The following is a 22,004-nucleotide window of genomic DNA, read 5'->3' on the forward strand; positions in this document are numbered from 1 at the left end:
TGCTGACGGAAGAAAAAACCACACAGGAACACTGCATCAAGCGCGTCAAGACCCAGTATTACGCCGAGGACGTGGCTTTCGAGCGCCAGGTCCCGCAGTTCCAGTTTCCCAAGGAGGTCACCACCAGTTGGGAATTGGACAACGACGCGACCCAATACCGCGCCGAAATCGCCCGCAGCGCTTACGATGAGCATGGCAACCAGACCGAACAGGTCGAGCCCAGCGGCATCAAGACCGTCTACACCTACTACGCCAAGAATGGCGAGGACGGCTGCCCGCCGGACCGTTTCCAACGCAACCTGAAAGACACCACGGTGATCCCTTCGCCCGGGGGCGAGCCCGGCGCGCCGACGCTGCGCACCCGCCTGCGCTACACGGCACACAAGCCGCTGACCGGCAGTGAAGTAGACGACTGGCTGGCGGTTGAATGCGAAACCCTGTTGCAGGTTGAAGGCAATGACGAAACAACCTTGCAACAGACGTTGCGCAGCTACCACGAATTACCAGGCAATGTGTTTTTGCATGGCCGCCTGGCCAGCCAGGAAACCACCCTCAACGGCACCACCAGCAGGATCGTATACGAATACGACAAGCTGCCGAGCGTACTGGCTGGGGAAACTGTTTTGGAGACCCGCGAACTCTTTACGGGTTTTGACGGCATAGAGAAAACGACGTCCCAGCAAAATTCGCTGATCACCGGTGAAACGGTGCTATCCAGTGACGTCGATGGTGTGCAACTGCTTCGCCAGTTCGATGCCCTGGGTCGGGTGATCAAAGAAACCGTCTCGCCATCCTCGCCCGACGTTAAAGCCGAACGCATCTTCAGCTATACATTGACCGGCGTCGACGGCCAAAAAGCGTCGCAAAGCATGACTGACGTCAGCGGCGTCACCACCCTCACGCGCTTCGATGGCCTGGGACGAACGATTTATCAAGAACGGATCGAGAATGCGAAAGCGCCGCGCCAGATCTACGCGGCCAGCTACGACAAGTTGGACAACCTGATCGAAGAGGTCCGCTACGACTGGCTGGAAGATAAGCCCATGCCTTTGCGCCAGGGCTTCGAATACGATGCCTGGGGTGTTGCCCACCGCGTGACCAAGGCCGATGGCGTTGTGAGTCGCTACCTGTGGTCGCCTTTCGGCCTCAGCGGCCCCATTGAGTACCAATGGCTGGAAACGCCGGAAGCCGAAACGACAACGATCATCAGCGGCCTGACCAGCAGCCAGTACAACGACTTCGGCAAGCTGGACCGCTTCGAGCGATTGGACGCGCAGCCCTTGATCGATCTGTGCCGCCAACAGCCCGAACGCCCGGTAGAGGAGCACTTGCGCCACCTGCTTGGGACGACGGGACTGCCTATCGTAGGCGCGGTCGAATACACCTACGACGGCAAGAGCAACTGCGTACAACAAATCGAATTGTATGACGAGCAGGAGCGCAAGACGCTCTTTACCTATGATGCGTGGGGTCGAATGGAAGCCACCACCATGCCTGACCACACTGTCATTGGCCGGACGTTCGCCGAGCACAGCTTCGGCGAACAGACCACCCGCTTGAGCGTGAAACCCAGCGCCAAGCCCCTGGTCACTGTCGGCCAACAGACATTCGACAGCCTCCAGCGCATGACCGAGCGGTGCGTCGGTTCGATGGCCAATCCGCGAATCGAGGCATTCAAGTACACCGGGGGCCAGATGCAGCCCAGCCAACGAATCAGCCCGGCCAATGAAGTCTTCGAGTATGAATACAAACCCGAACTGACCCTGCAACCTGTAGCGGTCACCAGTGCCAGGGATGAATCAGCGACTTATGCCTATGACCTCAAGACCGGAGCGATCACCCGCGCGCAAAACAACCAAGGCCAACGGGAATATCGCTATACCGATACCGGCGCGCTGGAGTACGAGAGCTGGACCGACATCGACGGCACACGGATGGAGACCACTTACCTGACCTCCCTCCAGGGGCGGGAGATTCGGCGAAGTCACACTGACGGCCTGGAAACCGTTTATACCTATGACGATTTCGGGCGTGCCGAGACCGTAGTTCAGGGCGCGCTAAATGCCGACTTCGATTACGACCCACTGGGCCAGTTGTGTCGCACGACGACTCACAACCCGACCTCGACACTAACCGCCGATATCAAGCATGACCTGCAAGGCCGGGAGGTCGAGCGGACTTTGACTGTCAATAATCAGCCCCCACGGGTCATTACCCAAACCTGGCAAGGCGACAATCAACTCAAGAACCGCCAAGTGCTCCTGGACGGCACCTGTTTGCTCGATGAAGCGTTCATATACGACTCACGCAACCGACTCGTCCATCACACGTGCACGGGCAGTCTCCTGCCCAAGGATGCTTATGGCAACCCCATCGTCAGCCAGTTATTCAGGTTCGATGAGCTGGATAACATCCTGCGAGTGACGACCCAATTCGAGGGTGGTCTTAGCGATATCGCAGTATTTACCTACGACCCCGATGATCCTTTCCAACTGAATCGGATCACCCATACCTATACCGCCGGTGGCTACCCCGAGCTCCTCGAGTTCGAGTACGACGCCAATGGGTGCATGCTCAACGACGAACACAATCGACGCTTGGTCTACGACGATCATGGTCGCCTGGTGGCTGTAAAGGATTCGCAGGGGCAAGCCATGGTGAGCTATCGCTATGATGGGCATGATCATTTGGTTGGGGTCCGCCAGGGCGATGAACATGAAACCCTGCGGTTCTATCAGGGTTACAACCTCAGCCATACATTGCACGATGGAACCGGCACCCAGTACCTGTTTCATGGCGAGCGGCCATTGGGTCAACAGCAAATCAATGATCATGACGAAGCCATCCTGCTGTTGACCGACGCCAGCCCCAATGTCATCGGCCAGTGTGTGCAATCGGATGTGCACACAGTCGCATACAGCGCCTACGGTATTCGCAGCAGCGATGACGTTTTGCACAGCCTGCTGGCATTCAACAGTGAGGTGTGTGAGAACGACGACAACTGGTATCTGCTGGGTCGCGGGTACCGTGTGTATAACCCCAACCTGATGCGTTTTCACAGTCCGGACTCGTTCAGTCCATTCGGCTCGGGCGGGATCAACCCCTATGCGTATTGCCTGGGAAATCCGATTACATTCCGAGACCCTAGCGGGCACCGGCCCGCCTACGGGGTCTATAGTGGTCGTCCGGAGGATCCGGGGTATATCGACCCCATCGAACAGCCCAAGCAATCTATATGGGGGAAAATAGCGACTTATGCTTTTGCAGCGATTGCGCTGGTTGGCGCTATTTTTTCAGCCGTCGTGACTGGAGGGGCGACGGCAGCACTGGTTGGTTTAGCAATAGTAACCATTGGTGTTGGATTAACCATATATGGGACTGAAACAGGCAACGAAGCAATTACTACCGTAGGCTTGGTGTTAACCGCCCTGGGGGGACTCGTGAGTGGTGGTGCTTATTTGGGTGGAAAATTTGGTGGCAAAAGCGCTCCTGCCGTCTCCAACTCACCAAGGTCTAGTATTTCGAGCAATAACGGTGGTTCCGGAAATAGACGCCCTAGCGTCAGCCCTAGAAACAGTTCTGCTGGCACTCCGGGAGCAGATCCATTGCCAGCCCAACAAAACAGCAGCAGAACAAATGATGCGCTCTATTTCTCCCAATCCGAGAACACGGTTGAACATTCAAATCATACTAGCGTTCGAATTCCACGCCCTGACTATGATGATCCTCCCCCTACGAGTAACTATGCCGCCACCAGCTCAGGGACAAATACTCCACCGCCGCCCAAATTTAAATCGGCACAAGAACTTTCTAATGAACAGATAGGAACCCTAAATGCACGACAGAAAGAACAGCTAGGAAGAGTCACAGTTTTAACCGGAGGTTTCTATAGAAAACCAGGCTGGATTGTTTAAAACAACCTCAACCTTAACAATCAGGTATGCAATCCAATTTCAGGTTGCATACCTGCTTCCCCTTAGTTAGTAAACAAACATAACAGCACTCCCGTGGCACCGCGGCCTCTACCCTGTTTTTCATAAAAAGTAACTAAAGGAAAAGCCAGGCGATCTTGATTGACCCTTCGCTAGATAAAATTCAGTTAACCAAAGTCAATTGCAGCAGTGGAACATTAGGCGCAGCCAACGGCGGCCACGTGTTCCCACCATCAAAACTCACATAGACTTTGCCCGTTAAGGGGGCATTGCGTCGCAGTGTATTCAAAAACGTCTTGAGTACCCTGACATCGGTGCCAAAACCAATGCCGGCATAGGTTTCCTGCTCAGTCACCGCACGCTTTCTCACTGCTTCGAATGACGAATCCTGCCCTGACGAATTGACTCCCGTCATCGTGATCAGGACCCAATGGTCCGTCGTCATGAGCGGCCATTTATTCAGCGTCAGCCGAGCGCCCTCTGCAGGCACTGCGGTGTAACTCAAGTTACCGCCGGAAAGCCCTTCACATTGGACGGTTTCCAGTCGCTGGCTCGGAAGGGTTTGCACCTGCAGCCTGCGTTGGACAGAAGGATGTTCCTGCCCCTTGGCGTCAATCACCCCATAAGATACCGGCAATACCCGGCCAATGTGAGCCGCCAGGTACCTCATCTCCACCTGATAACGACGCGAACCAGAACTGACCGGCTGCTCGATCCGCGTAGCGCCCAAGGTGCCAGGTTCCCCCCATTGCACCCATACCTTTTCATCCGGGTAGATAACGGCGGTTTCCGGCACTTGGACAAAAACAACGCCATTAATGGGCGTCAACGGATCCAACGTCTGTTGCTCTCCGGTCCCGAGCGCGCCCTCCACGGAGGGCCACGGCAAATCACGCGGGATCGGCGTCGCATCGACATTCAACTCAACCGGTTCAGACCGCAAACTCTGATTACCCGCACGGTCCTGCGCCTGATACCACACATACCGCCAGCCATCGCCCCTGCTGCGGATCAAATCACCCGGAATCGTGACGACCACCGGATCGGCATAGTTGCGGTCATCCAGTTCGATCACACCTCCCTGGTCCTGGGTGCCGGGCGTGGCGCCCCAGTACCAGGTGATGCGGTCCCAAGGTCGGGGGGCCACGTAGGCCGGGAGTGCAGCCCTGAGCTCATCGCTGTTCAGCTCAAGGTAGCGGGCAGTGAGTTTATTGGGCGGGAGGACTTCGGCAGGGAGCCCCAACGAACTGTCGGTGGCGAGTACGGGAGCGGTTTTATCGACGGTGACGGTGAACGGAAATGACCGCGCCGCTACGCCCACAAAGTTGGTCATGATGAAGCTCAGCGTATGCTCGCCAGAGGGCAACTTGTCGGCGCTGATCTCGATAAAGTAATCGTCCGGGTCCATGGGCAAGGGCCACTCGCGGAACCCGATGACATCACGCTCGTCATCATCCAGGAACACATCGACCCGTTCGGTCCAGTTCCCCACCGGCGGGCTTTCATGCCAGGGCTTGAACTCGACTCTCAAGGGGTTGGCCGGATCGCTCCAGGCCGTCCGGTGCAGCAGGTTGGGCTCGCCGCCGGGAACATCGGGCAGTGGTTCGGGCCGTGTCCAGGGGGCGGTCATGGTCGGGTCGAGCAGATTGGACTTGGTCGATGACATTGTTCATGTTCTCCATCGATGAATATCAACCCTCGGCCATGGCCGCTGGGCAAAATCCTGATGAACACTCGAATGCCGCAAAGGGCACATGCCGGAATCGAATCCGGCATGCCTGCCCGCCCAGCCGGCCCTACCAGAGGTAGCGCAGGCCCACGTTGGCACCCCACGGTTGTTCGATCTTGTTGCCATTGCTGTAGTCAAAATCGGCGTGGATCGAGACCTTGTCGCTCACGCTCATGGCCACACCGGCCCCCAACTCGGCGCGCGAGCCCGACAGGTCGTTGTTGAACCGATTGTCGTTGACCTGCACTTCGTTGTTGTTGGCAAACTCATGCACGTAGGCGGCACGAATGTAGGGCTGCACCACCTTGTCGTCCCAGTTGAAATTGCGCCCGGCAGTCGCCCCCGCCTTGGCCAGCAGCGAGTGCGTGCGGCTGCCTTCGGCGGAGAGGCCGTTGTCCAGGTCGTAGTCCTTGCCCTGGATAATCACCCCGGACAACTGGGTGAACGGCTCGACGAAGTAATCGTCCGCCAGCTTGATATGGCGACCGAACTCCAGGGACGTACCGATACCATGGCTGTCGTAGTTACCCTTGGTTTTGCGACCGTCGCTCAGTTGCACGTCGGACTCGTTCTGGAAGCGGTTGAACTTGAGCACGCCGTCGAAGTAATAGCCGCTCTGCTCATCCAGCCAAGTGGTGTAGGCGCCCAGGTAGTAGCTGTCGATCGTCGCGCTGGTGCCCCGGCTCATGTCCAGGTCGGATTTGCTGTAGCCACCCAGCACGCCCACCAACCACTGGCCATCGCCCGTTGGCAGCGGCGCATCCGCACCGAACGACAGGCCTTGCTGGACCTGCTTGTAATCGACGCCGGAGCTGGCACTGACATTGAATTTGTTACCGTAGGCGCGAATCCAGCCGCCGGCCTTGCCGGGGTCCATGCGCACTTCACCCATGCGACTGCGCAGGGTGCTGAGTTCACCCAGCCAGACCGTCGGCGCGGCATTGAACAGTGCTATGACCGAGCGCGTGCCGGGGCTGACGGTGCGCGTGGCGGTATTGAGGTACCAGTCGTTGCTGCCCTGTTTGATCAGGTCATACGAATACGCCCCCAGGTCCACTTCGCCACCGGCCAGGGTGAAGGTCGCGTCGCCGCTGCCGATATGGACCACCGGAATGGCCCCCGCCCCCACGGGCTCTGAACCACTGGCGTCCATGGCGATGGTGTGATTGCCGGTGGCTGTGCCGGTTACGGTCAGGGTGTCGACCTGGCCAGTCTTGAAGTCGGTGTGCATGTAGAACGTGCCGCCAGTACCGGACAACGTGCCGACGTTCAATTTGAAGAATTCGCCTGGGTTGCCGAATTGGATGGCGCCGCCATTCATGGTCAGGTTCTCGACCTCGCCGTCACCGACCATGACCCAGCGCGCGTTGCTGTTGACACCCAGGTCCCGGACATTCTCCAGGCGCCCTGTCAGGGTGGCGGCGTTTTCCAGAAGCACATTGGCGGTGCTGGTGCCGTCCGCGACGATATCGCCGACCAGGTGGCTGCCACTGACCTGCAGATTGCCTTCGGCACCACCGCGAATGTCCATCAGGATGCCGTTGCTGGCCGACAACGTGGAGCCGTTGACCACCGAAATGTTGGCGGTAGTCGGCCCCAAGCCCAGTGTATCGACCACGATCGCCGAGCCGTTGAGGCCCTCGACGTGGGTACCGTCCAAGGTCAGCGTGGCGGGGCCACCCACGGTATCACCGCCTATTTCCAGCCCGTTCCCGTTGCCGATGATCTGGCTGTCGACGGCCGTCACAGTGCCCCCGAACAGTCGCATGCCCGCCGCGTTGGCGCCGGTGCCCACGACAGTCGAGCGCAGCAATGTCAGTTCGCTCAAGCCGTTGACCGAAACACCGGTCGTTCCACCCATGATGGTGCTATCGCTCACCGTCGCGCTGGAACCTGTCGTCGCCGCTGCATCGCGGCTGACCACCAGGCCCACCCGGTCGCTGACAATGAGGCTGTTGCCAGCGATATCCGCCCGACCAGCATTCAAATGGACGCCGTTGGCGCCCGTTGCCTGCACCTGGGTGTCGTTGAGGTTCAAGGTGGAATTATTGACGATGATGTCACGGGTGGTGGCGCCGTCGGCGTTCAATGTCGACTCACCGTTCAACACGTAATTATCGGAGGCAGTGGTGCTGTCGATGGACACGATCTCACCGGGGACCAGGACCCTCGCATACCCCACCTCGGCAATCAGCAACAAAGGCGGGATGGACAGCAGCTTCAAAGCTCGGAATAACGGATGCAGCGTGAAAGATTTAACCGAAGACATACAGCCACCCTGTGACGATGAGATACAGAAGGTCGCGCAGGCTACAGAGCGCTGTCAGTGCGGTATGTAGGACTTTTCTGAATTCACCTGCATAACCGACCAAGCCAACCGCAGGAACAAAGAGGTTTTCCCTCCCTTTTCCGGGGCGGTATGGCTCGGATGAGTACGCGCTCAAGGGTTCGGTGGCGGTGGTACGTCACAGGAGCCCTCACCTTGCGACATCGACACTTGCGTGTTGGTCGGCGTTTCCAGGAAAGGTTTTCCCGTGATCTTGTAGCTCACTTCACCTTTGCCTATCTGGGAAGAACTCAGCCAGGTAGGCAGGACATGAGTGGCATAGGGCTCGATGAGCCAGACGATCCCGTTATCGGCCTGCGCCTGGGTGATGTTGGTGAACGTGTGTGTTTTACCCGCAGAGGGCACCAACACCGGGGCATCATGGTTCGTGTAGGCCTTCCACTCCACTTCGACATCGTCGCCTGCCTGCAGGTACGGACTCGGCGGGATCAAGTACTCGATGCCAAAGGTCGTCATCCCTGCATTCCAACGCAAGGAATTACAAGTCACGATGCCGGCAGGATTGGTGTTCAGGGCAATGGCCTCTGGCAGGTAGCGAACCAGGAAGTCGATCTTGACCGGCGTACGGATTTTCGGCTCCTGGGGGTTTACGTGGGTCGCGCTGGTCAACACGTACCACACCGGCATCGCCGAGTCCGGGCCCTCGTCGCGGATGACGTCCCAATCGAGCGGTATTTCGATGATTTTCCCCGCAGTATCGTTGGAGGTATCAATGACGTAGGGGGCCCCAATAGGGGTACCGTTCCACATGACTTGATAAGTGTCACCGTCAACCAGGGGGGCAACCAGTTTGATCTTGCCCAGGATCGGCTGGTCTTCGTCACTGGCGACCAGTTCGTTGTCGACATCCGACTCCCCTACGACCGTGATCACTTCCAGCAGGTCGTTACCGGGCTCTGGATCGGGGTTAATCGGCCCCGGGCCGGAGAAATTGCATTGGACGGTCGCTACCTCCGAGCCAAAAGGCTCTACACCACGCAGTACGGTATAGGACAGCGGTGTGGCCACCACCCCCGTCGTCGTACTGCCGTATTCTGCCCAAAGCGTGGCCCAAGGGACGGGAATGTTGATCCCACCCGCTGGGTTGCTACCCAACGGAGTGCCCGGTGTAATTTCTCTGGTGCCCCATTTGACGACCACCGTATCGGTCGACTTGCCCCTGGCGACATGGGGGACATTGACGAGCACGTTGCCGTCGACCAGGTCCGAGCGAATAAGCTCCCCGCCCGTAGCATCCGCGGCAGTAGGTGCGTCGAGCGGCGGAATGGGCAAGGGACCAAGCGCAACCGACATGAGTTCGTACTGAGACAGGTTGTCGTTGCCGGCCTTGTCCAGCAGCACGTAGCCACCGGAACATTTGCCATCGCCGGCGTCGATAAATTTTTGTTTGGGAATCCTGACCGTACCACCGCCAGAAGGTATGGGTTGCCAGATCAAGTCAATGTCCGAGGGGTCGGTGGGTAGCTCTCCCTTTATCCAGCCGAACCCGATCGTCACATCCCTTTGGTCGCCGGTCCAAGGGGGAATGGTCGCTTCCAGGTAATCGTTCGAGCCAAACGTTGCATCGGTGATCGGCGGCGTAATGGCGAAGATCATTGCCTCCGGGGCAATCGCACCATTGGGCGGGACCTTGTCGATGTGGATGAGAACGCGCCCGGAGCGGTCGAAGACCCCCAGGAAGTTCTCATGCTCATAGCGAAGGTCAAAAGGGCCTTCGTTCTCAGGGTCCAGCAAGAACGTGCTGGGAATATTGAATACCAGCGGCACCCAGGCAGAGCCACCCACGACAGCGTGCTCTTGGAACGTTGTCCATTCGTTGCTGTCGGCCCGCGCATATTGCAACCGGAAGTATTCCGTCCGGTTGGGCGGTATTGTGTTGCCCCAGGTCGTGATAGTCGTTTTCAAACCGTTATCAAGGTCCGACCTTTTAATAAGCCCTACCGGCGTTCCTTGCATTGCAGGAGGCTCCACCACCGGGTCCTGAACCACAAACGGCGCTGGCCCGCCGGATACGCTTTCATCGGACACACGCTGCGCTTTCTTATCTGAACCAGCCATGTTTTCGCTCTCCGTATTCACACCTTGCTGCCATGGGTCCCCATGACGCTTCAGTTCGAAAAGCAGACCGATTTCTACCGGGCACTGCCAGACGTCTCCCGTCGTTCTGCACGTGAGCGAAGTAAGCGCTTATTTCAAATTCGACGAAACTGTCAGAGTTGACAGGTGATGATTTGCACAGTGTTCGTGGCCCTGATCAGACCAACACCACCCCCACCAGCACCGCCATTTCCAGCAACTCCAGCAACGCCCCAGCGGTATCCCCCGTGCAGCCGCCCAGCCTGCGCAACATCACCTGGCGCAAGCCCACGAACACCGCCGCGGCAACCAGCAGCGCAAAAAGGCCAGTCCAGCCCGTCAGCAGCACGCCACCCAGCGCACACACCAGCAACACCTGCCAACCGGCACGCTGGGGCAGATGGTCGGCCAGTGCCTGGCCCAACCCGCCGGCCCGCACGTAAGGCGTGGTCAGGAACAGACCGAGCAACGCGGCACGCCCCAGCACCGGCACGAGAAGCAACATCAAGCCCTGCCCCTGCTCGATCAACGCCAGCAGCGCGGTGAACTTGAGCAGCAGCACCAGGACCAGGGTGATGACGGCGATGGGCCCACTGCGCGGATCCTTCATGATCAGCAGTGTGCGCTCGCGGTCGCCAAAACCGCCCAGCCAGGCGTCGGCGCTGTCGGCCAGGCCGTCAAGGTGCAGGCCGCCGCTGAGCAGCACCCAGGCGCTCAGCAGCAGTGCGGCGTGGAGCAACGCTGGGGTGCTTTGAAGCAAGGCATTGAGCAGCCACAGCAAGACGCCGAACAACAGCCCCACCGCCGGATAGAACAGCAGCGAACGGCCCAGTTGTTCCGGCTCGGGCATGCCGGGCAGGCGCACCGGCAGGCTGCTGAGAAATTGCAGGGCGATCCAGAACGGCAACATGTTCACTGCGCCTCTTTCAGCACGGGGCCGGAGGACACGCGCAGGGAAAACAGCGCGCCATGGCCGACTTTGACATTGAGCAATTGTTCACGGGGCAAACCCCGGGCCTGGGCCAGCAGCAGGCGCATCACGCCGCCGTGGCTGACCAACAAGACGCGTTGGCCGGCATAGGCCGCATGCAGGCGTTCGATCGCTGCCAGCACGCGGTTGGAGAACGCCAGCACCGGCTCGCCGTCGGGTGGCGTGAAGCTGTAGGGATCGGCCCAGAAGCGGCCCAAGGCTTCGGCGTCGGTGTCCATCAGCGCCGCCGCGCTGCGGCCTTCCCAGGCGCCGAAATGCAGTTCTTGCAGATCCTTGTCCAAATGCACCGGCACGTTGAGCCTGTCACCGAGTTGCTCGGCGAAACGGGCGCAACGCTGTAACGGCGAACTCACCAGGCAATCCCAAGGCCCGCCGGCCACGACCGCCGCGTGCATCTGCTCCCAGCCCCTGGCGGTCAAGGCGTCGTCGAGGCTGCCGCGCAAGCCGCCGCCCAGTTCGGTCTCGCCGTGGCGCAGCAGGTCCAGGCGCAGGGTCATGCCGGGCGATCCGCCACGGCCGCTTCGGCGAACGTCGCCATCTGCCCGTGCAGATCGCAGGCCAGGCGCAACAACGGCACCGCCAACGCCGCGCCACTGCCCTCGCCCAGGCGCAGGCCGAGGTCGAGCAACGGTTCGGCGCCGAGGGTTTCCAACACGTGGCGATGGCCCGGCTCGGCGCCGCGATGGCCGAACAGCAACCACGGCCGGCACGCCGGATTGAGGCGCACCGCCACCAGGGCCGCGACGCTGCAAATAAAGCCGTCCACCAGCACCGCGACGCCCTGCTGGGCACAGGCCAGGTAGGCGCCGACCAACGCGGCGATCTCGAAACCGCCGAGGTTGAACAGGGTCTGCAACGGGTCGCTGCCCTGGGCGCCGTGCAGCGCCAACGCACGTTCGATCACTTGGGCCTTGCGGTTGACGCCCGCCGCGTCCAAGCCGGTGCCCGGCCCGACCAGGTGCGCCACCGGACAATCGAGCAAGGCACAGGCCAGGGCGCTGGCGGCGGTGGTGTTGCCGATGCCCATCTCGCCGCCGATGAACAATTGCGCACCGCTCGCCAGGGCACGCGCCACGCTGTCGCGCCCGGCCTGCAAGGCTTGCTCGCCCTGGGCCTGGGACATCGCCGGGCCCTGGGTAAAGTTCGCGGTACCCGGCCCGAGGTTCAGGTGCCGCACGCCGGGCAGGTCCAGCGACGGCGTCACGGTGCCGAGGTCGACCACTTCCAGCGACGCGCCCAGTTGCCGCGCCAGGACGCTGATGGCCGCGCCGCCGCTGACGAAATTGAGCAGCATCTGCCCGGTCACTTCCTGGGGATAGGCCGAAACACCCTCGGCCACCACGCCGTGGTCACCGGCGAAAATCGCGATCCATAGCTTATCCAGGCTCGGCTTGAGCTGCCCTTGCAGGCCTGCCAGTTGCACCGCCACTTTTTCCAGCTGGCCAAGGGAACCGGCCGGTTTGGTCAGTTGTTGCTGACGGGCCGTGGCCTGCTCCAGGGCCTGGGTATCGAGGGGCTTGCACGGGTCCAGCCACCAGCAGTGATTCATAACGCAGTACCTTTGAGAGTCAGGGGCAGGCCGGCAACGGTCAGCACGACGCGCTGGCAACGTTCGGCCAAGGCTTGATGCAGCCAACCGGCTTCATCGACGTAACGGCGAGTCAATTCGCCCAGCGGCACGACACCCATTCCGGTCTCGTTGCTGACAAAAATGATCTCCCCGGGCAGCGCAGCGAGGCCGTCCAGCAGCGCTTCGCGTTCGCGGTCCAGGTGTTCGGGATCGTCGAGCATCAGCAGGTTGGTCAGCCACAGGGTCAGGCAATCGACCAACAGGCAGTGCCCGGGGGCGGCGTTTTCCCGCAGTACGCGGGCCAGGGCCACGGGCTCTTCCACCAGCGCCCATTCGGCCGGGCGGCGGGCGCGGTGTTGGGCGACCCGGGCGTTCATCTCGCCGTCCAGGGGTTGGCTGGTGGCGATGTAGGTCACGGGCAAGCGGGTGTCTGTGGCGAGTTTTTCCGCCAGACGACTCTTGCCGGAGCGGGCGCCGCCGAGGATCAGTTGAAGCATGGTGCTTTACCTTTTATTTGGCGGTGTAGCGACTGGCCTCTTCGTCGGATCGCCGCCCGGAGCAAGCCCGCTCCCACACAGTTTTTCTGGTGTTCACATATCTGCTGCCCACCCTGGCTACCTGTGGGAGCAAAGCTTGCTCGCGATGGCGGTGGGTCAGTCAACAAAGAGGCAGCTGGTCCGCCCTGATCGCGAGCAAGCTTTGCTCCCACAGGGGTCTTGTGATGTACATAATTTAATGGTCATCAGAGATCCAGTGTGGGAGCGGGCTTGCTCCGGGCGGCGATCCGACGAAGAGGCCGGTACAGCCACCTCAAATCCCACAGAGTTCACGCAACAACCCAGTGTCCAGATGCCGCTCCACCAGATCCGCCAACCGCTCGATGTCCCGCTCGCGCAAGCCGTGGTAATCCACCGCCTGCACATTCTCCAACCCGGCCCAACGCAGCAACGCGCTGCTGGCCGTCGGCGATTCGAACAGACCGTGCAAGTAGGTGCCGAGGATCTGCCCATCGGGGCTCTGGGCGCCGTCACAACGGCCGTCTTCCAACCGCACCGCCGGGTTTTCCAACGCCGGGCCTGCGCTCACGCCGGCATGAATCTCATACCCACTGACCTCGGCGTCTTCCAGGGTCAAACGCCCGCGAACATTGCGCAGTTGCTTCTCTTGTTCCAAGGTCGTTTCGAAATCCAACAAGCCCAGCCCCGCACTGGAACCCGCCGCGCCTTCCAGCCCCAGCGGGTCGTGGACCTGCTGGCCGAGCATCTGCAAACCGCCGCAGATACCCAGTAGCTTGCCACCGTAGCGCAGGTGACGATTGATCGCCGTTTCCCAGCCGTTGGCCCGCAGGTAGGCCAGGTCACTGCGCACGCTTTTCGAACCGGGCAGGATGATCAGGTCGGCCGGCGGGATCGCCTGGCCGGGGCCGATGAATTGCAGATCGACCTGCGGGTGCAGGCGCAGCGGGTCGAAATCGGTGTGGTTGCTGATGCGCGGCAATACCGGCACCACCACCTTGAGCACTTGCGCGGCCTTGTCGGCCTGGCGCTGGTCGAGGCCGTCCTCGGCTTCCAGGTGCAGGTCCATCACGTAGGGCAACACGCCGACCACCGGTTTGCCGGTGCGCGCCTCAAGCCAGTCCAGGCCCGGTTGCAGCAAGGCGATGTCACCGCGAAAACGGTTGATGATGAAGCCCTTGACCCGCGCCTGCTCGCTGGGCGAGAGCAATTCCAGGGTGCCGACCAGATGGGCGAACACCCCGCCACGGTTGATGTCGGCAATCAGCAGCACCGGGCAGTCCACCGCTTCGGCAAAGCCCATGTTGGCGATGTCACCGGCGCGCAGGTTGATCTCGGCCGGCGAGCCGGCGCCCTCCACCATCACCACCGGATATTCGGCACTCAGGCGGGCGTGGGAGGCCAGCACCGCTTGCATGGCGATGGCTTTGTAATCGTGATAGGCCACGGCGTTCATGGTGGTGACGGCACGGCCATGGATGATCACCTGGGCGCCGGTGTCGCTGTTGGGCTTGAGCAACACCGGGTTCATGTCGGTGTGCGGTTCGAGCCCGGCGGCCTGAGCCTGCACCGCCTGGGCGCGGCCGATTTCGCCGCCGTCGGCGGTTACCGCGCTGTTGAGCGCCATGTTCTGCGGCTTGAACGGCACCACGCCAACGCCCTGGCGGCGGAGCCAACGACAGAGCGCCGTGACCAGGGTACTTTTGCCCGCATCGGAGGTGGTGCCCTGCACCATCACAGTGGTCATTGAAGGTCCTTGGTGTAGGCCTCGAAAGCCTGTTCCAGACGCAGGAATTCGCTGTCATCGGCCGGAAGCCCGAAGCGCAGGCTGCTGTTGTGGGTGAACAGCCGCAGGAGGACGCCGCGCTGGGCCATGAAGTCATGAAGGGCCTGGGCCTGTTCGGTGATCAGCCACTGGAACAAAGCGCAGCCACCCTGGGGCTTGAAGCCGTGGCGCGTCAGCATCGACGCCAGGCGCTGGCTGGCCTCCTCGCAGCGCAGACGTTGGCGGGCATGAGCGGCCGTGTCCAGCAGACAGGCCTGACCCAGCACCCGGGTCGGCCCGCTGACAGCCCACGGCCCGACTTGCTCGGCGAGCAGCTTGAGCAAGCGCCGCTCGGCCAGGACAAACCCCAGGCGCACCCCGGCCAGGCCAAAGAACTTGCCGAACGAGCGCAGCACGATCAGCCCGACCAGATGGGTGCGCGCCGCCAGGCTCAGCTGTGGCGTGATGTCCATGAACGCTTCGTCCACCACCAGCCAGCCACCGCGCTGGGCCAGTCGGGCGTGCCACTCCAGCAGGCGCTCGGGGGTCAGGCTCAGGCCCGTCGGGTTGTTCGGATTGACCACCACCAGCACGTCGAGGCTGTCGAGGAAGAAGTCCACTTCCGACTCCAGCACCTCGCGCACGATATAGTCGCCGCGCCGCCAGGCTTCGGCGTGCTCGGCGTAACACGGCGACAGCACACCGACCTTGCCGGCCCGACGCAGGCGCGGCAGCAGTTGGATGGCCATCTGCGAACCGGCCACCGGCAACACATGGGGCGCGTCGTAGTACTCACAGGCGGCCTGCTCCAGGCCGTCATCGGTTTCCGGCAAGCGCGCCCAGGCGCGCAGGGGAATCACCGGGACGTCGAACGGCCAGGGTGCCAGTCCGCTGGAAAGGTCCAGCCAATCGGCTTCGGCAATGCCATATTGCCGGGCCGCCTGGCGCAGGCGCCCACCGTGCTCAAGCATAGAACTCAGCTCCCAGGCAGAGAATCAGCAACCACAACCATACCCCGCGCTGGACCAATTGCCAGCCGCGATCGATGGAGTCGGCACTCGCCGGCACGCCCTCACCCAGTGGCGGACGCTGATGCAATTCACCATGATAAACCGCCGCCCCACCCAGCTCGACGCCCAGCGCACCGGCTCCGGCGGCCATGACGGGACCGGCGTTGGGACTGTCCCAGGTCGGCCCCTGGCTGCGCCAGCACTTGAGCGCCAGGCGGGTTTTGCCGAGCAGCGCATAGGTCAACGCCACCAGGCGCGCCGGAATGTAGTTGAGCACGTCGTCGATTTTCGCCGCCGCCCAGCCGAAGCGCTCGAAGCGTTCGTTGCGATAACCCCACATGGCGTCGAGGGTGTTGCTCAAGCGGTACAACACCACCCCGGGGGCGCCCGCCACGGCAAACCAGAACAACGCGGCGAACACCGCGTCGCTGCCGTTTTCCAGCACCGATTCGGTGGCGGCGCGGGCCACGGCGGTCTCATCCAATTCACGGGTTTCGCGGCTGACCAGGTAGCCGACACGCTGGCGCGCGGTTTCCAGATCACCGCTGCGCAACGCCCGCGCCACCGGTTCGACATGCTCGCCAAGGCTGCGCAGGCCGAGGGCGCAATACAACGCGAGGATCTCCACCAGCCAGCCAATCATCGGCGCCCACGACAGGGCCGTTGCCAGCAGCGTCAATGGCACCACGGCGATGACCCACGCCGTCACCCCGTGGCTGCGCCAGCCACGCCCGCCGGCATTGAAACGTTGTTCGATACGATCGGCAAAACCACCGAACGCCACCAACGGATGCCCACGCCGGGGCTCGCCCAGCAGCGCATCCAACGCCACGGCGGCGGCACTGAGCAACGCGACACTCATGGGCTCACTCCCCAATGGTTTTCATACAGCAGTTCATTCAACGGACGCGGTTGTGCCCAGCCTTCCAGGGCCAGCATCGGCGCCGGGTAAAAACCCTCGACCGGCCCCAGGCAGAGAATCGCCAGCGGCTTGGCGCCTGCGGGCAGGCCCAGCAAGTCGGCCAGGGCCAGAGGTTCGAACAGCGACACCCAGCCCATCCCCAGCCCTTCGGCGCGGGAGGCCAGCCACAGGTTCTGGATGGCGCAGGACAGCGAGGCGAGGTCCATTTCCGGCAAGGTCCGGCGACCGAAGATGTGTCGCTCGCGGTCGTCCATCAACGCCGCCACCAGCACCTCGGCACAATCGTTGATGCCTTCGACCTTGAGTTGCATGAACTCATCGCTGCGCTCGCCCAGGGCCTCGGCGGTGCGGATGCGTTCCTGCTCCACCAGTTCGCGGATCTGCCCGCGCAAGGCGCGGTCGCTGATGCGAATGAACCGCCACGGCTGCATCAGGCCGACGCTGGGGGCCTGGTGCGCGGCTTCCAGCAGGCGCCGCAACAAGGCCGGCTCGACGGTACCGCCAATGAAGTGGCGCATGTCGCGGCGTTCGGCGATGGCGCGGTAGATCGCTTCGCGTTCGGCTTGGGGGAAGGCGTTGTCGGTCATGGCCGTTTCGCGAGCAAGCCCGCTCCCACACTGATAGCGGTCTCAGGACCAGGCGCAAACAACGCTGCAATCGCCCGCGGATTCGACGGGAAATAGAAGTGCACATAGGAAGCCGTCATCCGCCCCAGCCGAAAGACCGCCTCCGCCCCGCGCCCGCCGTTGGGGCTATGCCCACGGGCAATCGGTTCAAGCTCGGTGCTGGTCAGGGAATGATGGTAGGTGTGTCCACGCAGGGTGCCTTCCGGCAGATCCACCGCTTGCAGCGCCAGGGCAGCCAGGCGCTTTTGCATCTGCGCCTCACCGGTGAGCAACCCCAACAGTTCGGCGCGGGTGCCCTCGACGTCGGTCAATGAATCGAGCAGGTACAACATGCCGCCGCACTCGGCCAGCAACGGTTTGCCGGCAGCATGGTGAGCGCGGATCGCCGTGAGCATCGGCGTGTTCCGGGCCAAGGCGACATGGTGCAGTTCCGGATAACCCCCGGGCAGGTACAGGCTGTCCGCCTCGGGCAGTTCGGTGTCGTGGATCGGAGAAAAGAAGCTCAGTTGCGCGCCCATAGCCCGCAGCAGGTCGAGGCTTGCGCCGTAGGTGAAGGCAAACGCTTCGTCCCGAGCCACGGCGATGCGCACCCCGTCGAGCCAGGGCTGCACGGCGATCACCTCGGGGGCGGCGAATTCTACCGCCGGCGGCAAGGTCACCTCGCAACTGCCGGCCAGGGCTTCGGCGGCGACATCGAGGCGCAGGTCCAAATCGTTCAACTCACTGGCCTGGACCAGGCCGAGGTGGCGGCTGGGCAATTCGATGCCGGTTTCCCGGGACAACGCACCGTACCAGCGCAGACCTTCGGTCAGGCTGCCTTCAAGCAATTGCGCGTGGCGCAGGGTACCGACCCGGTTGGCCAACACCCCGGCGAACGGCAGGTCGGGTTGATAACGCGCCAGCCCCAAGGCCAGGGCGCCGAACGTCTGGGCCATGGCCGTGCCGTCGATCACCGCCAGCACCGGCACGCCGAAATGCCGCGCCAGGTCGGCGCTCGAAGGCGTGCCGTCGAACAGGCCCATCACCCCTTCGATCAGGATCAGGTCCGCGTCGGCGGCGGCTTCCCACAATAACCGGCGACTTTCCTGCTCGCCGACCATCCACATGTCCAATTGATAGACCGGCGCGCCGCTGGCTCGCTCCAGGATCATCGGGTCAAGGAAGTCCGGGCCGCATTTGAAGACGCGCACCTTGCGGCCCTGATTGCGATGCAACCGCGCCAGGGCGGCGGTGACGGTGGTCTTGCCCTGGCCCGAGGCCGGGGCGGCGATCAACACCGCCGGACAGTGACGGCTATTGCTCACAGTTCCACGCCTTTCTGCGCCTTGATGCCGGCCTGGAAGGCGTGTTTGATCATGCCCATTTCCGTCACGGTGTCGGCCAGCTCGATCATCTCGGGCTTGGCGGCACGCCCGGTCACCACCACATGCTGCATCGGCGGACGGGCCTGCAAATCACTCAACACCTGATCGAGGTCGAGGTAGCCGTGCTTGAGGGCGATGTTCAGCTCATCGAGCACCACCAGGCCGATGGCCGGGTCGCTGAGCAACTGGCGCGACACTGCCCAGGCGGCTTCGGCGGCGGCGATGTCGCGCTGGCGATCCTGGGTTTCCCAGGTGAAGCCTTCACCCATGACATGAAAGCGCACCTGCTCGGGGAAGCGGCGGAAAAACAGCTCCTCACCGGTGCTGTTGCGCCCCTTGATGAACTGCACCACGCCGCATTGCATGCCGTGCCCCATGGCTCGTGCGAGCATGCCAAAGGCCGAACTGCTCTTGCCCTTGCCGTTGCCGGTCAGCACCAGCAGCAGGCCACATTCATTCGGCGAGTTGGCGATGCGCTCGTCGATCACGGCCTTCTTGCGCAGCATGCGCGCCAGGTGACGTTCGTCGCGATCGGATGCATCGAGGGTGGGGGAGTCGGTCATGGGGAAGCCTCCGTTTGGGACTGGATAACGGCCGGCGGGGCACAAAAAAGAATGGCAACGAGCCTGGCATCGCCCACCGTGATGCCGTTGGATGAATCAGGCCGGTCTCCGGGCTCATGAGCGGCTTGCGGCCGGGCTGCGCGCCTTCCCATGTCCGATGGACACAGTGGCTTGTGGCAGCCTTGACTCATTTACCGTTGCGGGGGCAGCGCCGGGTTTGCATGGGCTCACCGGCTTCCCTGTTTCACTTTGTCGGCCATCGCCACAAAGCACCTGAAACAAGCCGCGAAGGTTAGAGGGTTGGGGGTGGAGCGTCAATTAAAGCCGCCTGCGGCAACCGGTCGGACATTGGCACGGATCAATAAAGTGCCGCCAATCTTGTGCCACGCTACGGCAGGTGATATCAAATAGGCATCACACCCCGATATCACAATAACAAGAGGGCAATCACATGCAAGGCATGATCATCAGCAATCCGAAGTTGGAATTCCTGCGCCCGCTGCTGGAGCACTGGTTCGATTGCATCGACCGCTACAACGCCGTGCGCGGCGATAACGACACCCCCTACTGGTTCGATGAAAAGGCCAATCTGGGGTTGCTGTCGGCGGCGGCCTGGATGGCCGAGATGGTCACGCTGCAGGACGCCCCGACCCGCAAGCAGAATGAAGAAGGCGAACGCAACGCCCGCGCCGACCTGTTCATCGCCAGTACCGAGGAACGCGCCTTCATCCAGGCCACCCAGCGCTGGCCAAGGGTCAAGAGCCTCAACTTGACCCAGCCGCTGCTCGAAGCCACCTGCGATGCCAAGCGCATCAGCTATGCCAGCGACTTGAGGCTGGGCTGCCTGTTCGTCGCCCCGCAAAAAGCCCAGCAAAGCACCACCCCCGAAGAGTTGCAGGACATGGTCGACGAACTGCAAAAGGAAACCACCTGCGCCGTGGCCTGGTACTTCCCTTACGCCTACCGCAAGTTGCACAACGAGGCCGGCCACTATCATCCGGGCATCGCGGTGTTGTTCAAGCAGGCTCATGGTTGATCCCGTGCAAGAAACTGTGGGAGCTAAGCTTGCTCGCGATGAACGATGACGCGGCTCTGGCAGTTGAACCGTGTCGCCTCCATCGCGAGCAAGCTTGGCTCCCACAGGACCCGGTTCCACAGGGATTTTGGTTGCCTGGCTGACAGGCCGATCCACGGTTGAACCATCACACGTCTACGCTTCTCTATGAATAAGCACATGCATTCATAGGGAAGCCAGCATGCTCAAGCCACCTCATCTTTTGATCGTCGCCCTGGCCGCCGGGCTTGTCGCTTGTGGCGAATCGTCCACGCTGCAGGTGTCCGATGGCAGCGGCCCCTCGCCGAAACTGCCCGAGCCGAACAAGACCCTCATTCCGACCGTCAACATCGCCGAAGCGGTCGGCTGGCCGGACGGTGCCAAGCCCACTGCGGCCGCGGGCCTGCAAGTGGGCGCGTTCGCCGACCACCTCGACCACCCGCGCTGGCTCTACGTGCTGCCCAATGGCGACGTGCTGGTGGCCGAAACCAACGCCCCGCCCAAGCCGGACGATACCAAGGGCATCCGTGGCTGGGTGATGAAAAAAGTCATGGGCCGCGCCGGCGCCGGAGTGCCCAGCCCCAATCGCATCACGCTGCTACGCGACGCCAATCACGACGGCATCGCCGAAACCCGCTCGGTGTTCCTGGAAAACCTCAACTCGCCGTTCGGCATGACCCTGGTGGGCAATGACCTGTACGTGGCCGACACCGACCGGCTGATTCGCTTCCCTTATAAAGAAGGCGACACCCAGATCAAGGCGCAGCCGACCAAGGTCGTCGACCTGCCCGGTGGCTCGATCAACCACCACTGGACCAAGAACGTGATTGCCAGCCGTGACGGCAGCAAGCTGTATGTCACCACCGGCTCCAACAGCAACGTGGCGGAGAACGGCATGGAGGCTGAGGAAGGTCGCGCGGCGATCTGGGAAGTGGACCGCGCCAGCGGCACTCACCGCATCTTCGCTTCAGGCTTGCGCAACCCCAACGGCCTGGCCTGGGAACCGCGCAGCGGAGCATTGTGGACCGCGGTGAACGAACGCGACGAAATCGGCAGCGACCTGGTCCCGGACTACATCACCTCGGTCAAGGATGGCGCCTTCTATGGCTGGCCCTACAGCTACTATGGGCAGCACATCGATGTCCGGGTCGAACCGCAGAATCCGGCCCTGGTGGCCAAAGCCATCGCCCCCGACTACGCGGTCGGCCCCCACACCGCCTCACTGGGCCTGAGCTTCGCCGAAGGCAGCGCCCTGCCCGCCCCCTTTACCGAAGGGGCGTTCATCGGACAGCACGGCTCCTGGAACCGTAAGCCCCACAGTGGCTATAAAGTGATTTTCGTACCGTTCAAGGATGGCAAACCGCAAGGACAACCGCTGGACGTGCTGACCGGTTTCCTGAACGCCGATGAAAAAGCCCAGGGCCGGCCGGTGGGCGTGGTGATCGATAAACAGGGCGGGTTGTTGGTGGCCGATGATGTGGGGAACAAGATCTGGCGGGTTTCAGGCAAATAATGCGAAGGGAATGTGTGGGAGCAAGGC

At 62.0% G+C, this 22,004-nt stretch carries 16 protein-coding genes and 1 riboswitch; of the genes, 3 read left to right on the top strand and 13 right to left on the bottom strand.

Annotated elements, in window-relative coordinates; all coding sequences use genetic code 11:
- Window positions 1–3,914: RHS repeat-associated core domain-containing protein (locus ACODSJ_RS20395; RefSeq protein WP_489103447.1), on the top strand; the 3,914-nt coding region annotated here is incomplete at its 5' end.
- Window positions 3,915–4,095: 181 nt separating this feature from the next.
- On the opposite strand, the gene ACODSJ_RS20400 is transcribed toward ACODSJ_RS20395, so the two are convergent.
- From ACODSJ_RS20400 to cobO, 13 genes are all read right to left on the bottom strand, one after another.
- Window positions 4,096–5,598, bottom strand: coding sequence for a hypothetical protein (locus ACODSJ_RS20400; protein WP_489103448.1), 1,503 nt, complete (start codon window positions 5,596–5,598; stop codon window positions 4,096–4,098).
- Between the two features lie 130 nt (window positions 5,599–5,728).
- The gene (locus ACODSJ_RS20405; RefSeq protein WP_489103449.1) at window positions 5,729–7,930 is read right to left on the bottom strand and encodes an autotransporter outer membrane beta-barrel domain-containing protein; all 2,202 of its coding nucleotides are present in this window, start codon (window positions 7,928–7,930) and stop codon (window positions 5,729–5,731) included.
- A 171-nt stretch (window positions 7,931–8,101) separates the two neighbouring features.
- Complete coding sequence (locus ACODSJ_RS20410; protein WP_489103450.1) at window positions 8,102–10,066, bottom strand: hypothetical protein; 1,965 nt, start codon at window positions 10,064–10,066, stop codon at window positions 8,102–8,104.
- A gap of 196 nt (window positions 10,067–10,262) precedes the next feature.
- Window positions 10,263–10,994 (bottom strand): adenosylcobinamide-GDP ribazoletransferase, encoded by a 732-nt coding sequence (locus ACODSJ_RS20415; protein WP_489103451.1) that lies wholly within the window; start codon window positions 10,992–10,994, stop codon window positions 10,263–10,265.
- A 2-nt stretch (window positions 10,995–10,996) separates the two neighbouring features.
- A complete protein-coding gene (gene cobC, locus ACODSJ_RS20420; protein ID WP_489103452.1) occupies window positions 10,997–11,572 on the bottom strand; it encodes an alpha-ribazole phosphatase family protein in 576 nt (191 codons plus the stop codon).
- Complete coding sequence (gene cobT, locus ACODSJ_RS20425) at window positions 11,569–12,624, bottom strand: nicotinate-nucleotide--dimethylbenzimidazole phosphoribosyltransferase (protein WP_489103453.1); 1,056 nt, start codon at window positions 12,622–12,624, stop codon at window positions 11,569–11,571. Before cobT ends, cobC begins: the two co-directional genes overlap by 4 nt.
- Window positions 12,621–13,142 (bottom strand): bifunctional adenosylcobinamide kinase/adenosylcobinamide-phosphate guanylyltransferase, encoded by a 522-nt coding sequence (gene cobU / locus ACODSJ_RS20430; protein ID WP_489103454.1) that lies wholly within the window; start codon window positions 13,140–13,142, stop codon window positions 12,621–12,623. Before cobU ends, cobT begins: the two co-directional genes overlap by 4 nt.
- Window positions 13,143–13,455: 313 nt before the next feature.
- Window positions 13,456–14,907: a cobyric acid synthase gene (locus ACODSJ_RS20435; RefSeq protein WP_489103455.1), complete on the bottom strand. Its 1,452-nt coding sequence runs from the start codon at window positions 14,905–14,907 to the stop codon at window positions 13,456–13,458.
- Window positions 14,904–15,896, bottom strand: a complete 993-nt coding sequence (cobD, locus tag ACODSJ_RS20440) for a threonine-phosphate decarboxylase CobD (protein ID WP_489103456.1) — start codon at window positions 15,894–15,896, stop codon at window positions 14,904–14,906. The genes ACODSJ_RS20435 and cobD overlap by 4 nt, the downstream gene beginning before the upstream one ends.
- Complete coding sequence (gene cbiB / locus ACODSJ_RS20445; protein ID WP_489103457.1) at window positions 15,889–16,797, bottom strand: adenosylcobinamide-phosphate synthase CbiB; 909 nt, start codon at window positions 16,795–16,797, stop codon at window positions 15,889–15,891. The genes cobD and cbiB overlap by 8 nt, the downstream gene beginning before the upstream one ends.
- Window positions 16,794–17,444 (bottom strand): 5,6-dimethylbenzimidazole synthase, encoded by a 651-nt coding sequence (bluB, locus tag ACODSJ_RS20450; protein WP_489103458.1) that lies wholly within the window; start codon window positions 17,442–17,444, stop codon window positions 16,794–16,796. Before bluB ends, cbiB begins: the two co-directional genes overlap by 4 nt.
- Window positions 17,441–18,787, bottom strand: coding sequence for a cobyrinic acid a,c-diamide synthase CobB (locus ACODSJ_RS20455; protein WP_489103459.1), 1,347 nt, complete (start codon window positions 18,785–18,787; stop codon window positions 17,441–17,443). Before ACODSJ_RS20455 ends, bluB begins: the two co-directional genes overlap by 4 nt.
- Complete coding sequence (gene cobO, locus ACODSJ_RS20460; RefSeq protein WP_489103460.1) at window positions 18,784–19,410, bottom strand: cob(I)yrinic acid a,c-diamide adenosyltransferase; 627 nt, start codon at window positions 19,408–19,410, stop codon at window positions 18,784–18,786. Before cobO ends, ACODSJ_RS20455 begins: the two co-directional genes overlap by 4 nt.
- 82 nt (window positions 19,411–19,492) lie before the next feature.
- A riboswitch (cobalamin riboswitch) is annotated at window positions 19,493–19,702 on the bottom strand.
- A 159-nt stretch (window positions 19,703–19,861) separates the two neighbouring features.
- Between cobO and ACODSJ_RS20465 the strand changes: the two genes are divergently transcribed.
- A complete protein-coding gene (locus tag ACODSJ_RS20465; RefSeq protein ID WP_489103461.1) occupies window positions 19,862–20,446 on the top strand; it encodes a hypothetical protein in 585 nt (194 codons plus the stop codon).
- A gap of 220 nt (window positions 20,447–20,666) precedes the next feature.
- Window positions 20,667–21,977 (top strand): PQQ-dependent sugar dehydrogenase, encoded by a 1,311-nt coding sequence (locus ACODSJ_RS20470; protein ID WP_489103462.1) that lies wholly within the window; start codon window positions 20,667–20,669, stop codon window positions 21,975–21,977.
- Window positions 21,978–22,004: the final 27 nt, after the last annotated feature.

It is taken from the genome of Pseudomonas sp. FG6 (genome assembly GCF_057809015.1).

Excerpts from the sequence above, each read along its gene's own strand:
- ACODSJ_RS20400 (WP_489103448.1), bottom strand. The coding sequence starts at position 5,598 with ATGTCATCGACCAAGTCCAATCTGCTCGACCCGACCATGACCGCCCCC.
- ACODSJ_RS20405 (WP_489103449.1), bottom strand. The coding sequence starts at position 7,930 with ATGTCTTCGGTTAAATCTTTCACGCTGCATCCGTTATTCCGAGCTTTG.
- ACODSJ_RS20410 (WP_489103450.1), bottom strand. The coding sequence starts at position 10,066 with ATGGCTGGTTCAGATAAGAAAGCGCAGCGTGTGTCCGATGAAAGCGTA.
- ACODSJ_RS20415 (WP_489103451.1), bottom strand. The coding sequence starts at position 10,994 with ATGTTGCCGTTCTGGATCGCCCTGCAATTTCTCAGCAGCCTGCCGGTG.
- cobC (WP_489103452.1), bottom strand. The coding sequence starts at position 11,572 with ATGACCCTGCGCCTGGACCTGCTGCGCCACGGCGAGACCGAACTGGGC.
- cobT (WP_489103453.1), bottom strand. The coding sequence starts at position 12,624 with ATGAATCACTGCTGGTGGCTGGACCCGTGCAAGCCCCTCGATACCCAG.
- cobU (WP_489103454.1), bottom strand. The coding sequence starts at position 13,142 with ATGCTTCAACTGATCCTCGGCGGCGCCCGCTCCGGCAAGAGTCGTCTG.
- ACODSJ_RS20435 (WP_489103455.1), bottom strand. The coding sequence starts at position 14,907 with ATGACCACTGTGATGGTGCAGGGCACCACCTCCGATGCGGGCAAAAGT.
- cobD (WP_489103456.1), bottom strand. The coding sequence starts at position 15,896 with ATGCTTGAGCACGGTGGGCGCCTGCGCCAGGCGGCCCGGCAATATGGC.
- cbiB (WP_489103457.1), bottom strand. The coding sequence starts at position 16,797 with ATGAGTGTCGCGTTGCTCAGTGCCGCCGCCGTGGCGTTGGATGCGCTG.
- bluB (WP_489103458.1), bottom strand. The coding sequence starts at position 17,444 with ATGACCGACAACGCCTTCCCCCAAGCCGAACGCGAAGCGATCTACCGC.
- cobO (WP_489103460.1), bottom strand. The coding sequence starts at position 19,410 with ATGACCGACTCCCCCACCCTCGATGCATCCGATCGCGACGAACGTCAC.
- ACODSJ_RS20465 (WP_489103461.1), top strand. The coding sequence starts at position 19,862 with ATGCAAGGCATGATCATCAGCAATCCGAAGTTGGAATTCCTGCGCCCG.
- ACODSJ_RS20470 (WP_489103462.1), top strand. The coding sequence starts at position 20,667 with ATGCTCAAGCCACCTCATCTTTTGATCGTCGCCCTGGCCGCCGGGCTT.